The 14336-nt window shown below is 35.8% G+C and carries 16 protein-coding genes and 1 other RNA gene; 13 read left to right on the forward strand and 4 right to left on the reverse strand.

The features are described 5' to 3' along the window. The first annotated feature begins 30 nt into the window (after nucleotides 1–30). The 4 genes from IV36_RS00845 to IV36_RS00855 all read left to right on the forward strand — a co-directional run bounded on the left by IV36_RS00845 (nucleotide 31) and on the right by IV36_RS00855 (nucleotide 2620). Nucleotides 31–594, forward strand: a complete 564-nt coding sequence (locus IV36_RS00845; RefSeq protein ID WP_056990284.1) for an SLOG family protein — start codon at nucleotides 31–33, stop codon at nucleotides 592–594. A gap of 67 nt (nucleotides 595–661) precedes the next feature. After that, nucleotides 662–1003, forward strand: a complete 342-nt coding sequence (gpsB, locus tag IV36_RS00850; RefSeq protein ID WP_056990285.1) for a cell division regulator GpsB — start codon at nucleotides 662–664, stop codon at nucleotides 1001–1003. A 24-nt stretch (nucleotides 1004–1027) separates the two neighbouring features. Then, an RNA gene (rnpB, locus tag IV36_RS11820) (RNase P RNA component class B) lies at nucleotides 1028–1405 on the forward strand. A 75-nt stretch (nucleotides 1406–1480) separates the two neighbouring features. Then, complete coding sequence (locus tag IV36_RS00855) at nucleotides 1481–2620, forward strand: THUMP domain-containing class I SAM-dependent RNA methyltransferase (protein ID WP_056990286.1); 1140 nt, start codon at nucleotides 1481–1483, stop codon at nucleotides 2618–2620. Between the two features lie 202 nt (nucleotides 2621–2822). On the opposite strand, the gene IV36_RS00860 is transcribed toward IV36_RS00855, so the two are convergent. Beyond that, nucleotides 2823–3269 (reverse strand): ribonuclease HI family protein, encoded by a 447-nt coding sequence (locus IV36_RS00860; protein WP_056990287.1) that lies wholly within the window; start codon nucleotides 3267–3269, stop codon nucleotides 2823–2825. On the opposite strand from IV36_RS00860, the gene IV36_RS00865 reads away from it, so the two are divergent. The 3 genes from IV36_RS00865 (at nucleotide 3246) to IV36_RS00875 (ending at nucleotide 6234) form a co-directional block, all read left to right on the forward strand. After that, nucleotides 3246–3623, forward strand: a complete 378-nt coding sequence (locus tag IV36_RS00865; RefSeq protein WP_056990288.1) for an EbsA family protein — start codon at nucleotides 3246–3248, stop codon at nucleotides 3621–3623. The two genes, IV36_RS00860 and IV36_RS00865, sit on opposite strands and share 24 nt — an antisense overlap. A 126-nt stretch (nucleotides 3624–3749) precedes the next feature. Beyond that, nucleotides 3750–5408 (forward strand): formate--tetrahydrofolate ligase, encoded by a 1659-nt coding sequence (locus IV36_RS00870; protein WP_056990289.1) that lies wholly within the window; start codon nucleotides 3750–3752, stop codon nucleotides 5406–5408. Nucleotides 5409–5934: 526 nt separating this feature from the next. Then, the gene (locus IV36_RS00875; protein ID WP_235810211.1) at nucleotides 5935–6234 is read left to right on the forward strand and encodes a hypothetical protein; all 300 of its coding nucleotides are present in this window, start codon (nucleotides 5935–5937) and stop codon (nucleotides 6232–6234) included. Nucleotides 6235–6766: 532 nt separating this feature from the next. Here IV36_RS00875 and IV36_RS00880 read toward each other — a convergent pair. Further along, nucleotides 6767–7462, reverse strand: coding sequence for a beta/alpha barrel domain-containing protein (locus tag IV36_RS00880; protein WP_056990290.1), 696 nt, complete (start codon nucleotides 7460–7462; stop codon nucleotides 6767–6769). Nucleotides 7463–7499: 37 nt separating this feature from the next. Then, nucleotides 7500–8288, reverse strand: a complete 789-nt coding sequence (locus IV36_RS00885) for a methylenetetrahydrofolate reductase (protein WP_056990291.1) — start codon at nucleotides 8286–8288, stop codon at nucleotides 7500–7502. 106 nt (nucleotides 8289–8394) lie between these two features. On the opposite strand from IV36_RS00885, the gene IV36_RS00890 reads away from it, so the two are divergent. The 3 genes from IV36_RS00890 (at nucleotide 8395) to IV36_RS00900 (ending at nucleotide 11077) form a co-directional block, all read left to right on the forward strand. Beyond that, nucleotides 8395–9096: a YjjG family noncanonical pyrimidine nucleotidase gene (locus IV36_RS00890; RefSeq protein ID WP_056990292.1), complete on the forward strand. Its 702-nt coding sequence runs from the start codon at nucleotides 8395–8397 to the stop codon at nucleotides 9094–9096. Nucleotides 9097–9248: 152 nt separating this feature from the next. Next, nucleotides 9249–9512, forward strand: coding sequence for a hypothetical protein (locus tag IV36_RS00895; protein WP_056990293.1), 264 nt, complete (start codon nucleotides 9249–9251; stop codon nucleotides 9510–9512). Nucleotides 9513–9862: 350 nt separating this feature from the next. After that, nucleotides 9863–11077: an MFS transporter gene (locus tag IV36_RS00900; protein ID WP_056990294.1), complete on the forward strand. Its 1215-nt coding sequence runs from the start codon at nucleotides 9863–9865 to the stop codon at nucleotides 11075–11077. 6 nt (nucleotides 11078–11083) lie between these two features. Here IV36_RS00900 and IV36_RS00905 read toward each other — a convergent pair whose 3' ends face one another. Further along, entirely contained in the window at nucleotides 11084–11413 is a 330-nt protein-coding gene (locus IV36_RS00905; RefSeq protein WP_056990295.1) for a hypothetical protein, read from the reverse strand. A 93-nt stretch (nucleotides 11414–11506) separates the two neighbouring features. On the opposite strand from IV36_RS00905, the gene IV36_RS00910 reads away from it, so the two are divergent. Genes IV36_RS00910 through manA form a run of 3 tightly spaced genes read left to right on the forward strand, consistent with a single transcriptional unit; the run spans nucleotide 11507 to nucleotide 14173 of the window. Next, complete coding sequence (locus IV36_RS00910) at nucleotides 11507–12166, forward strand: histidine phosphatase family protein (protein ID WP_056990296.1); 660 nt, start codon at nucleotides 11507–11509, stop codon at nucleotides 12164–12166. Then, nucleotides 12166–13170 (forward strand): serine hydrolase domain-containing protein, encoded by a 1005-nt coding sequence (locus IV36_RS00915; protein WP_056990297.1) that lies wholly within the window; start codon nucleotides 12166–12168, stop codon nucleotides 13168–13170. The genes IV36_RS00910 and IV36_RS00915 overlap by 1 nt, the downstream gene beginning before the upstream one ends. 34 nt (nucleotides 13171–13204) lie before the next feature. Next, complete coding sequence (manA, locus tag IV36_RS00920) at nucleotides 13205–14173, forward strand: mannose-6-phosphate isomerase, class I (protein WP_056990298.1); 969 nt, start codon at nucleotides 13205–13207, stop codon at nucleotides 14171–14173. Nucleotides 14174–14336 lie beyond the last annotated feature (163 nt).

Raw genomic sequence — 14336 nt, forward strand, 5'->3', positions numbered from 1 at the left:
AGTCAAGTTACGATAGGAGTGGGATAAGTAATGCGTATGTGGGTTACAGGATATCGTAGTTATGAATTAAATATTTATAAAGATTCTGATCCAAAGGTTGAAGTCCTAAAAAGCATATTAGAGGATGCAATTAGACAAAAAGTAGAAGATGGTCTTGAATGGGTGCTTGTTGGTGGACAATCTGGAATTGAACAAATGACTGCAGAAGTTGTTTGCTCAATGAAAGAAGAATTTCCTGAACTTAAAGTTGCAATGATGTTACCGTATAGTAATTTTGAATCAAGATGGAAGGAAGAACGAAAAGCAACATTTGCCCTCTTAAAAAGTCAAGTTGATTTCTGTGCAGCAGTTAGCTCTGAGGAATATAAATCTCCACAACAATTGCGAAATTGGCAAGAGTTTATGCTTGAACATACTGAAGAGGCATTGCTAGTGTATGATTCAGAATTTGAAGGCAAACCCAAATATGATGTATTGGCAGCAAAAAGGTATGCTGAAAGGCACAAATATAATATTATAACTATCGATATGGATTGGCTTGAAAATGGGGCAAGAGAATTTTTTGAAAGAAAGAATGAAAATGATTTGCAATAGTCATAATGTTTGGTATAATTAATAGAGTTGTAAACTTAGTTTTCTAAAGAATATGAGGTGCATTGCTGTGGAGAAGATAAATTTCACGCCAAAAGATATTGTAAATAAAAATTTCAAGCCTAAGATGCGTGGCTATGATCCAGCAGATGTAGACGAATTTCTTGATGATGTTATCAAGGACTATGAGACGTATTCTAAAGAAACACAACGTTTGCAGATGGAAAATGATCGTCTTGTTAGTAAGGTGGACGAATTAACAAAACAGTTGGCTGTTGGGAAAAGCGGTCAGACTAGTCGACCAGTATCTAATGTTACGAACATGGACATTTTAAAACGTTTATCTAATTTAGAGCGTCATGTCTTTGGTGCACAATTGAATGATGATGCAAATAGAGATAGTCGCTTTTAGTAAATTATTTAAGTATTTGATGTAGTTCTCTGGTAATCGCGGTCTACCTTGAGTAGGCTGAGGAAAGTCCAAGCTTGCACAGGCTGAGATGCTTGTAGTGATCGTGCTTGCTGAAAAAATAAGGCAAGGTACCTTTTGGGTAACGGCAGATAAAAGGACTAAGGCAACGACGCTATGTCTGAGTAGTCTTGAAAGTGCCACAGTGACGAAACAATATTGGAAACAGTATTGATGGAACGCGGTAAACCCCACGAGCAGGTAACCCAAACTTTGGTAGGGGCGCTTCATGACGGAAATGAACAAATCATGGGGGCAGATAAGGTAATACTTGTCTGGAGATAGATGATTACCACCGATTTCAACATCCTGTGTTGAATGACGTACGGAACGTGGCTTATAGAGGACTACATCTCAGGGAGGGGTTAGGTTTATTCCTAACCTTTTTATTTTGAAGAAATTATAAAGGAATGGGTGAACATGGAAGAATATAATTTAATTGCGACTGCTGCTGCTGGGATTGAATCTCTTGTTGGAAATGAACTCAAGCATCTTGGTTATCGTGTCGAAGTTGAAAATAGTCGAGTTAGATTTAGTGGAGATTTTACTGATATTATCAAGACAAATTTATGGTTGAGAACAGCTGATCGTATAAAAATTGTAGTCGCTGAGTTCACTGCTACTTCTTTTGATGAATTATTTGAGAAAACCAAGGCTTTACCTTGGGACAAATATTTGCCATTAGATGCTGAATTCCCAGTCGCTGGGAAATCACAAAAGTCTAAGTTATACAGTGTCCCAGATGTACAGTCTATCGTTAAAAAAGCAATAGTTGATAAGATGAGTACGGTTTATCATAGAAAAACTCGTCTTGCTGAGACTGGGGCAAAGTTTCCTCTAGAAGTTGCTATCAATAAGGACAAAGTATTGTTGACTTTAGATACCACAGGTTCAAGTCTTTTTAAGAGAGGCTATAGAATTGAGAAGGGGCCAGCTCCTTTGAAGGAAAATATGGCTGCAGCATTGGTGCTTCTGGCACATTGGTATCCTGAAATGCCTTTTGTTGATCCTGTTTGCGGTTCGGGTACCATTCCAATTGAAGCGGCAATGATTGGTCATAATATTGCACCGGGGTTCAACCGAGATTTCATTTGTGAGACTTGGGGATGGCATCCAGAAGAATTAGTTCAACAGATTAGGGATGAGGCTGATTCAAAAGCTGATTATGACATTGAATTGGATATTGCTGGGTATGATATTGATGGTAAGATGATTGATATTGCAAAGCTTAATGCAAGGGAAGCTGGACTTCTTCATAGCATCAATTTCAAACAATTGGCATTGAAGGATTTTAGGACCGAAAAGAAGAATGGTGTAATTGTAGCCAACCCTCCTTATGGTGAACGTTTAAGCGATCAGACGGCTGTACGGGAGCTATACAAACAGATGGGACAAACATATAGAGGATTAACTACTTGGAGCAAGTATATTCTTACGAGTGATCTTGAATTTGAAAAATTTTATGGTCAAAGGGCAACAAAAAGACGTAAATTATACAATGGTTCATTGCGGACAGATTACTTCCAATATTGGGGTAAAAAGGAGCGCAACAACCGTTAGTTGACTTATGGGCATAGTTATATGGAATTAAGAGAGGGACTAGGTCAAAATTTAACTTTTGCTCTAGTCCCTCTCTTACAAATAATCATGCGTTAGTTTTTTGTCGACCAAATAGGAAAAAGTATATAAATTTTGCAGAAAAAGTTTAATTATACGATAATTTCGTTATTTGCTCAGATGTTTAGTATAATCAAGACAGAACTTATTTTTTTAAAATACTGTGTAGCTTTTGTGTAGCTAAAGTGTGTGCCCCATGGTTTTCTTTTTCTGGAATCCATTGAGTAATAACTAGTGGAAATTTTGCTTGCAGTGCAGTAAGTTTCATAAGAAGGTCATTATAATTTTTTGAGTAATTTTTATCAATGCTCTCGGTCACGATACGGCTGTCGCTAAAGAACATCAGAGTTTCAGTATTTCCAAATAATTTTTCTACGTATTGAAAACCAGTTAAAGCTGCCAAAAATTCGGCAGTATGGTTAGATGAGTCTGGCAGTGAAACAGCATATTGGAATTGTTTGCCGTCTTTAATGATGAGGATGCCGGCAGTACTAGTTCCGGGATTTCCTTTTGTAGCTGCATCGGTAAAAAGTTTAATCAGATTAATCACTCCTAGGAAGGTGTTTTTATGAACAAAAAGTTCTGGTATCAACCAGATATTGCGACTAGTATTATTTGCTGGTCATTTACACTTATGATACTACTTTTAAGTATTTTATTGTGGCTTGAGATAACTGTTTTTCAGATATGGACAGTCATTGTTTTTCTGATTTTTTGTGCTGTTTCACTTGTTCAGCTTTTTTTAAGGTGGATTGAAATAAGCGATGAAAAGTTGATAGTTCATACAATAATTCCACAGAATACTAAGAAATTAGAGTTATCAGATATTGAGAATGTTAGAGTGGGAAAATATGGAATCAGTATCACTGTAAAAGAGCAAAAATACCATTTTATCATGAGAAAAAGTAATTGTGAAATTCTATATAATCTGATAGCTTTCAAGTAAAAAAGTTCGTAAGTAACATTTTTAAACACTAAATAATGTTTTATTTTGCAGTATTTAGGATATTGTAATGACTTTTAGCGAACAATGAATTATAATTCAGTTATAATTGTTAGGAGGATGTTCTCGTTGAAAGATATTGAAATTGCACAACAAGCAGAAATGTTAAATATTAATGAAATTGCTGCAAAAGTTGATTTAGAACCAACCGATATTGAGCAGTATGGGGATTTTAAGGCAAAGATTAAGCTGCCCATTAATAAGAAAACTAAAACTAAAGAGAAATTAATTTTGGTAACTGCAATTAATCCCACGCCAGCAGGAGAAGGAAAATCTACGGTAACAGTTGGACTAGGAGATGGACTTAGTTTACTTGACAAAAAAGTAATGATTGCGTTGCGTGAACCTTCATTGGGTCCGGTTATGGGGATGAAAGGTGGAGCCACAGGAGGCGGCTACTCACAGGTTGTTCCAATGGAAGATATAAATTTGCATTTTACAGGTGACATGCATGCTTTGACGACTGCCAACAATACTTTAGCAGCTTTGATAGATAATCATATATATCAAGGCAATTCATTAGATATCGATCAACGTCGAATTATTTGGAAGCGGGTATTGGACATAAATGATCGAGCTTTGAGACATGTTGTGATTGGATTGGGTGGAATTTCCCAAGGAATCCCTCGTGAAGATGGTTTTGACATCACAGTTGCCAGTGAGTTGATGGCTGTTTTGTGTCTTGCAAAGGATATTGCCGATTTAAAACGGAGAATTGGTAATATAGTGATTGGTTATACAACAAAGAGAAAACCAGTGACTGTTGATCAATTAGGAGTAACAGGAGCAATTGCATTATTATTAAAGGATGCAATTAAGCCAAACTTGGTTCAAACATTGGCACATACACCTGCAATCATCCATGGCGGACCATTTGCTAACATTGCTCATGGCTGTAATAGTGTGTTGGCTACACAGACGGCTTTGAAGTTAGCTGATTACACAATTACGGAGGCAGGTTTTGGTGCTGATTTGGGTGCCGAGAAGTTTTTGGATATCAAAACACCGGTACTTGGGAAGACACCAGATACAATTGTAATTGTTGCAACAGTCCGTGCTTTGAAAATGCACGGTGGAGTTAAAAAGGACGAATTGGAACAAGAAAATATAGAAGCCTTAAAGAATGGTTACGTTAACTTAAGTAAACATATCAGTAACATGAAGCGCTACAACATACCAGTGCTAGTTGCAATTAATCAGTTTACTTCTGACACAGAGGCGGAACTTAAGTGTTTGCAGGAATTGTGTGCTAAGGATGCAACTAAAGCAATCGTCGCTAATGTATGGGCAAAAGGTGGTTCTGGTGCACTAGAACTAGCAAAAGAAGTCGTTTCTTCCTGCGAGGAGTCTAATGAATTTACACCTCTTTATTCAGAAGCAGATGATATTAAGACAAAAGTCGAGAAAATTGTTACAAATATCTATGGTGGAACAAAAGTAGAATATGGTCCCAAGGCTAGACGCCAACTTAAACAATTTGCAGAACTAGGATGGGATCGTCTTCCAGTATGTATGGCGAAAACGCAATATTCATTATCTGATGATGCAAAGAAATTGGGAGCACCAACTGATTTTGCAATTCATGTCCGTGAATTTGTTCCAAAGCTTGGAGCACAATTCATTGTTGCATTGACAGGTAACGTTCTGACCATGCCAGGTTTACCGAAGATACCAGCTGCAAATGGTATGGAGTTAAGTGATGAAGGACAGATTTCAGGTTTGTATTGATTGAGCTGAATATATTGATAACAAATAAAAAGTTCTTAACGAAGGACTTTTTATTTTTGTTTTTGTATCAATTAAAAGTCCACCATTTAAAGTGTTTTTACAAGAAAAGTAGGGACTAAATTATCAAGAGGGATGAGCTTCGAGTAGTGGTGAGATAGCGAGTTAGACTATGTCCTAGTAAAAAAGCAAAGTGGACGAAAAGATCAAAATTATTTTTAATAACTTTGAATTTACGATAAGGTGTTGAACAGCTGACTATTAATTTTTCATAATATATGATACAATACTACTATATTAAGCGTTATTTAATTTATAGATTGGTTTTAGGTTTGATGATCTTTCATGTTAATGGCGCAACTACAGAGTTGCAAATGTGTTATAGAGGTTGGGATAGCACCTTTGAAAGTTAGAATTTAATTTTGGTTCATGTAATAAAATTTTCGGAACAATTTAATATAATTAGCTTAGTTAGAAGGCGTCGTACAGCGGTATGACGCCTTCGTCAATTTAAGTAGGAAGAAGGATTATGATGGAGAGAGTATTAAAAGATTTGGGACTAATGGTAGGTAACGAAACAAATCCATGTGTCTATGTCGGTACAACAAATGACAAAACTTCTGATGGCGATGGTGCAAAGGGAAAAGGTCATATTGTTGTGGTCACAAATTACAATCCGCAAAACAGTTCAATTAAACATTCAAATGGAAAGAGTTTCTTATTGAAACCGGATATGAAAGTTTCTAAAATAGATGTCAGAAATTCATATCGAATTGATAATATAATGTATGACGATATCAGTGAGGATATCATTGAACAGGAAAATTAAATATTTTTAAAGGGCTAGAGGATTCAGCTAGCATTTAATAACACAATAGTGTTAAAATACGGGTGTGGAGTTAACTTCTTTTGTTAAGGAGGTGATATATTGAGTACATTTCCAACAGTGTGTTACTTTAATAACTGAAAGGAAGTGATCCTTATATCTCCTAGCAAGTAGGTAACTTGCCTTTGTATCTTTTGAAGGAGGCCACAGCCTTTAAAAATGTTTTCTACAAAAAAGAATATTAATCTGAGTTTTGCAATATAAAAATAAGGGGTCTGCGATGAGATTATATCTTGTCGCAGACCCCTTGCTGTATTTGTTATACAGAAGTAAGTGTTGTTCAATTTTTGGTGATGCAAAATCTTTACTGATGAGTTCAAAAGGCTTGCTAAAACCTTTTAAATAACGTACAATGCGTGTGTCTCCTGATAGAGACGAAAGACACTGTTTAAACACTGTTTTTGACTGCCCTTAAGACTATCTTACCTTTTTTCGGATGGTGAGAATATAAGGGCAGTTTTTAATTCAAAAAGTTTTAATTTTCACGACGATATTTTTCCATTTTTCTCTGGAATGTTGCCTCTGTGATACCATATGCAGTGAAGGAAACGGCATTTGCACCTGCATGAATTGTTTCAAGAATTTGCTCATCTGTCTTGCCGCCTGATGCAATAATCGGAAAGTTTTCATCTAGTCCGAGTCGTTTTAGTTCATTTCTAACCCAGGTAACTAATTTTGGAGTATCCTTACCACCAGCTATGTTAAAAGCCTTCACTCCAGCGTCTATTCTTTCTTTTATATCTAAATTCGAATTTACAACTGTATAAATAATAGGAACATCGACAGCTTTCTTAACGTTTCTAATTGTTTCTACAGGGGTTGGGGCATTCAACACAACAGCTTGAGCCCCATTTTCTTCAGCAAAAAGGCCAACAACAGTCGATTTTATGCCATTCGTTAATCCACCACCGATTCCTGCAAGGATAGGGATATTCGAAACCGTAGAAACAGCTTCGAGAATACGTGTATTAGGAGTCCAAGGATAAACGACAAGAACGGCATCTGCATTACAGTTTGCAATTACAGCAACATCAGTTGTATAGATGATGCTTTTAATTTTCTTACCGAACAGCTTTAGTCCTGAAGCCTGTTGGATAACTGCGGGTGTTTCAACAATATCAGCTCTTAGCTTAGAAGAAAGATTTGGAATGTTTTCGATTGAATTGTTCATTTTTCATCCTCCAAAAAGTATAATTAATTAACCGTTCTCATAATACTCCGTCAATCAATAATTTAACAGTATCAAGATTGTCCATGGTAAAAAAATGAAAGTCAGTTATCCCTTGTTTTTTTAGCATATTAATTTGGTTGAGTGCAAATTGAATTCCAATTTTTTTCAATTCGATATCGTTTGAGACCTGTTCAAATGAATCTGGTAATTGCAATTTCAAAATTTTTTTCACAAAAGTAAGCTGGTTTTTATTAACTATTGGCATAATTCCGGCTCTAATTTGAGCTTTAATTCCTGCATGTCGGCAATGGTTCACAAAATGTATGAACATAGTGTTATCAAAGAAAATTTGAGAAATAAAAATTTTACATCCGGCAGCTTCTTTAGTTTTCATTAGGGATAATTCATTTTGCAAGTTAATTTCTGAGGTAATAGTCTCAGGATGACAACTGCATAAGATATCTAAATTAGGGATCCTTCTACTTAGGAATTTTGCTAGTTCAAGTGCAGAAGTGTAAGCACTATTCTTATTTAACTTTTTTTCACCAGATAGGATTAGTGCTGAATCAATAGTACTTTTCTGCAATGCTACTACCAATTTATCCAATTCTTCTTGTGTGAACGAAGATGCAGGTAAATGAACGGCAGTTTTGATGTTTGTTACTTTTTTGAGTGTAAGCGCAGTTGAAAAAGTTGTTTCAAAAAAAGAAAGAGTGTGGTTAGTGTACGCAATACTTATAAATTCAGGTGCCAATTTCTTGAGAGCTTGTTTTTTTGAATTTGAATTGTTTTGGAGCAGTTCGAGTGAATAATTAAAAGTTGACATAAGTTAATTCCTTATTTTATTTTTTTATTAATTGTAAATCCTTTTGGAGAATACATAAACATATTTTTATTGCTTTTAATGATACTTGGTTATGGAGGAGAATAAAATGAAGAAAAAATATCAGACATTGCTTTTTGATATTGATGACACATTACTAGATTTTGGGGCAGCAGAAAACGAAGCCTTGGAAAAATTATTTAGCAGAGTAGATGGAGTCAAGCTGACAGATACCATTAAGAAAGACTACAAGAAGTTCAACCAATCTCTATGGAAGAGTATGGAACAGGGCAAATTATCGCGTGAAAAGTTATTGTCTACTAGATTTACAGAGTTTTTCAACCAAGAATTTGGAATAGAAGTTGACAACAATAAAATGAGTGAACAATACTTGACTTATTTATCACAGGGACATCAAGAAGTAACGGGAGCCCATCAATTATTGAATGAATTACAGCAGCAGTCCTTTAAGTTATTTGTAGTTACAAATGGTGTTGAAAGAGTACAAACTAAAAGGTTAGCCGATTCGCATTTCGACGCTTATTTTACAGATATATTTATATCTGAGCAAACAGGCTATCAAAAACCTAATAAGAAATTCTTCAACTATGTTTTTAATAAAATTAGTGATTTTGATAGTGACAATTCATTGATTATAGGAGACTCACTGACATCTGATATTGCTGGCGGAATTAATGCAGGAATTGATACAGTGTGGTTTAATCCTGAGCATAAAAGAAATTTGACAAATTATTCAGCTGATTATACAGTTCATAGACTTTCGGAGATTAAAAATTTACTTATTAACTAATATAAATAGATAAACATTCAATGTGAAAATCATAAAGTTAATTAAATATTTTGTAACGTTTGTTTAAATATAAAAATGATATAATTAACTTATTGGATTATGTTGGATCGAAGTAACTGTATTTTGTTTGTAAACTCTGAGAGGTGAAGTGGATGTTTAAGGTTGTTCTAGTGATGCATGATGGAGAAAATGAATATTATCGAATGAACAAGGTTTATTTTGAGAATATGCCGGTTGCAGGTCAGTATATTTATAATTCGGATGGCCTAGCGTACCGCGTCGAAGAAGTGGCAAGTTTTGCTGGGTATGTGAGTGAAAAAGGGGCAACAACAATTTTAGTTGTTCATCCAGTTGATAAGGATGAACCAGTCAGTGATATCTATGGTCTTGATATTGAAAGGGACTTGGATGATTAGCAAAGGACTGTGAGTACAAGAATATAAGGTGCTGAACGGCTGCCAATGGAAATAATTTAATTGATTGAGCACGACTATTAGAATAAATAAAGGGACTGGATCAAAAATATATTTTGAACCGGTCCCTTTATTTTTTGTACCAATTCTTAGTTTTTATCATCCTATGTTACAATATCTTTACGAGCATAGGTCTTTAAAAATGAGTCAAAGTAATTTTAAAGCCAAAAAATTTTTGAATTTTAAAACTTTCGATAATTAGTTTTTTATGCATTCATCATAATTTTATATGCTAAAGCTATCCAGAGTGTTACCATGGTAATTGTTTAATTTATAAAGGAGCTGAAATTTGGATGGGAAGAGCCACTACAAACGACAGTCGCGTTTGGAGAAGAAGTTTTCTGACACTATGGATAGGATGTTTTATAACGGCACTAGGTTATTCAATGACAATGCCGTTTATTTCACTTTATATAGATACACTTGGTAAATTTTCAACATGGCAGCTAAACCTGTATTCAGGTATAGCTTTTTCAATTACGTATCTTTCGCAAGCCATTGTTTCACCATTTTGGGGAAGTCTAGCAGACCGAAAAGGGCGAAAATTGATGTGTTTGCGTGCATCCGGAGTTATGGCATGTACGATATTTTTAGTTGGGACAGCACAAAGCGTTTGGATCGTAATACTTTTGAGATTCTTGCAAGGAGCATTCTCAGGATATATTAATAATGCAACTGCTTTGATGGCAGGGGAGACACCACATGAGCGAAGTGGTCAAGTAATGGGAAATTTGATGACGGCGAATGTTACGGGAACACTATTAGGACCATTATTTGGTGGCCTAATCGCAGGCAGCCTGGGTTATCGCATTACATTTTTTATTACTGGGATACTAATGGGACTGGTTTTCATATTGACTAATATTTATGTTAAAGAACATTTTGTTCCGATTCCTGCAAAGAAAATGAAATCCATTAAGAAAATTTTTGGTGAATTAGAAAATAAAGGATTGATTGTTACGATGTTTTTGACAACATTACTTGTACAATCGTCTTTGATGTCGATATCACCGATTATTAGTCTACTTGTCCGTCAATTGATGCATGGACAAGGAAATATTTCACTCGTTAGTGGAATTGTAGCTGCAATGCCAGGGTTTGGGACATTATTGGTTGCCTCAAGAATAGGCAGACTGATGGATAAAATGAAGCCGGAGAGGGTACTGCTATTCGGACTAGTGATCACGGCGGTTGTCTTCGTACCAATGTTCTTTGTGACAAGTCCATTGCAATTAGGGATACTAAGATTTATCTTAGGACTTTCTAGTGCAGCTATGCTACCGGCAGTTCAGACTATCTTAACGGTTGATGTTCCAAGTGAAGCATTCGGAAGAATCTTCAGTTATAATCAATCTTTTCAGGCAACTGGCGGAGTTGTAGGACCACTGATTGGATCATTGATTTCGAGTATTTTTGATTACCAGAGCGTGTTTTTAGTCACAGCGGCCTTGGTATTAGTAAACTTTTTTATGATATTAAGATTTGTTCCATTGAGGATTCACAAGTAGGAAAGATTATTCAAAAGATAGTTCTAGAAAATATTTTTGGATATCTTTGATATAGGCAGTTGTAACCCAAACTTCCAAGAAGTGCGGGTTATTTATTTGTCCAAGATCGAGGTAATAATCCAAGAGTTCCCCATGATGTGCTAAGAAATCATCGGATAAACGGTTGACCATTAATTGATTAGTGGGAAAGTAAATATCGGTGTCGGAAATAGGAGTATCATTTGAAATAACCAGCCTGATTACATTATTATATGGACTTTGTAATAATTGATAATTAGATTTATGTCGTTTTAGATATGATAAGAGATTAAAGATTGAATCCGAATTGCTTGCCATTTTTTATCGATCCTCCATTTATTTAACTCAATTGTATCAGTATTTTTGGTATAATTGAACCAGATAGGGAAATTCTTTGAATGAGGTGAAAGCATGACAGTACATTTCTATTTGGTTCGACATGGCCAGACACAATTAAATAGACACCACCGACTTCAGGGAATTACAGACTCTCCTTTAACAAAAAAGGGAGTACGTAGAGCGCGTAAACTAGGAATACAGCTCCAAAACATCGAATTTGCTAGTGTCTATACCAGTGATTTGAAAAGAACACAAGAGACTGCACGTATTATTTTGAGTGAGAATCAAAAAAAATTAGCGAAGATAATCAGTGAACCTGGATTAAGGGAATTAAGTTTTGGAAATTTTGAGGAGATGAAGAATCGGCATATGGTTCCAAACGCCATCAAAAAATTAGGAATTGGCCAGATCTTTAGCGCGGCTACTTCAAAGAAGCGGGTTACAGCAATGACGAATTTATTTGGAAAGATGGATGAAGGTGCACAAATTGAGGATGCAAAACAATTGAATGCAAGAATCACGAGAACCTTGTCTACTATTGGGAAACAATATGCTGGACGGGATGTAAATATTTTGATCGTAGCTCACGCATTAATCCTCTCATTATTTATTGAGAATTTAAGCGGAGACGTCCCCTTGTTTCTTTTGAAGAATGCACGAGTCAGCAAAGTTGACTACGATGGCGTTAAATTTAAGATTGTCAATGTCAATAAGAAGAAGTCGATAAAATAATGAATGAAAAAACAACAAGTTTATTACACAGATTAGTCTCAGATGGGATTGTACCCGGAGTGTCTTATACCATGGTTCATGGTGAAGAAGAACAGAGTGAAATTTTTGGGAAACGCCAGCTAGAACCCATTGTTAGAGAGTTAACTCCTGGATTAAAGTATGACGTGGCATCGTTAACTAAGGTTGTAGGGACCACAACAGTAATTTTAAAATTGGTTGATGAAGGAAGATTGGCCTTTGACGATAAAGTTATCAAATATCTTCCTGATTTTTTTGATAACCGAATAACAATTCGGCATTTACTGACGCATACTTCTGGGATTACCGGATATATTAAGAATAGGAATGAATTAGATGCACATGAATTATTAGCTGCATTGTATACATTACATATCGGGCCAACTTTTGAAAAAAAAGTTGTTTACACTGACATTGGAATGATTTTTTTAGGCCTGATTATTGAAAAGTTTTATGATAAGCCGGTTCAAAGTGTAATCACGGAAGTAGTGTTGGAACCGTTAAGTCTAACCGATAGCACTTTTTCCCCACTTCAAAGTGAATGTGTACCAACGGAAATCACTAAAAAACGTGGCTTGATTCAAGGAATAGTTCATGATCCAAAAGCCAATATTTTGCGGGAACATTGTGGTTCTGCTGGCCTTTTTATGACAATGAAGGATCTAGTAAAATTCACTAGGTGGTTATTAAGCGAGAGTGTTAGAAAGAGATTCTTCAAAACGGATATGGTGCAGGAATTATTTAGAGATCAGACACCAACTCATAATCTAGGTAGAACATATGGGTGGGACTTGAGGTACAATCGTGCAAATGATGTCTGCATCTACCATACTGGTTATACAGGTACGTTTATTTTAATAGATAAAAAAATGCAAGATGCACTGATTGTTCTCACAAACAGAGTACATCCGCGTACACCTAATGATGAATTTTTGGTACGAAGAGATCAAATAATTGCTGAATATTTAGGTGAAAAAGATATATAATGTAAGCGAAGCCAAATTTGAGAGGGGTACGTCTATGTCAAAAGAACCACTTTTTTTAAAACCTGCTTTCCAAGAAAAAATATGGGGTGGCAACAAGCTAGCCAGCGAGTTCGGGTACGAAATTCCAAGTGAACATACAGGGGAATGCTGGGCCATTTCTGCTCATCTTCATGGACCCGCAACTGTTAGTAATGGGGAATTTAAGGGAGTTAAGCTGAATGAGCTCTGGGATTCTCATCGCGAAGTGTTCGGGAATGCTAAGGGAGATGTTTTCCCATTATTAACTAAGATCCTAGATGCACGCACAGAACTTTCAGTTCAGGTTCATCCTGACGATAAATATGCAATGGAACATGAACATGAATTAGGAAAAACAGAATGCTGGTATGTGATTTCAGCTGATGAAGATTCTGAAATGATTTATGGGCACCATGCTAAGTCGCGTGAGGAATTAGCAGAGCTGATTAAAAATGGGCAATGGGATAAATTATTGCGCCATGTTCCTGTTAAAGCCGGTGATTTCTTATATGTTCCAAGTGGAACTATTCACGCAATTGGCAAGGGCGTTATGGTTCTCGAAACTCAGCAAAGCAGTGATACGACATATCGTGTTTACGATTTTGATCGTGTCGATGAAAAGACCGGACAAAAAAGAGAATTGCATATTCAACAATCAATCGATGTTACGAACGTTCCTCACAAAGATCCAGAACTTGATATAAAGGTTGATAGATTAGGCGATGGTACACTTACAACTTTTGTTCAAACGGACTTCTTTAGTGTTTACAAATTGGAATTGGAAGAAGGAGAGAGTACAGGGATGCGTACAAAGGCACCATATACATTGTTTTCTGTGCTTGATGGTCAAGGGGAGTTGGTAATTGAAAATCAGAATTATCCAATCAAAAAAGGTGTTCACTTTATCCTGCCATTTGACGTGAAAAAATGGCAGTTCAAAGGAAACTTAACAATGATTATCTCTGAACCTGGAGAAAAAGCATAAGTAATGTAGTGTGAAAAATAGGAAAATAACATTGCAAGGAATTTTAGTTTTGGTTACCAAAACTACTTACAAGGATTGTCAGGTTTGATCAAAGAATAAGGGACCGAGTCAAAAGCTAACCTTTGACTTGGCCCCTTTACTTTTTTTATAAACAGATTCCATG

Source organism: Liquorilactobacillus mali, from assembly GCF_001437155.1.
GTDB classification, from domain to species: domain Bacteria; phylum Bacillota; class Bacilli; order Lactobacillales; family Lactobacillaceae; genus Liquorilactobacillus; species Liquorilactobacillus mali_A.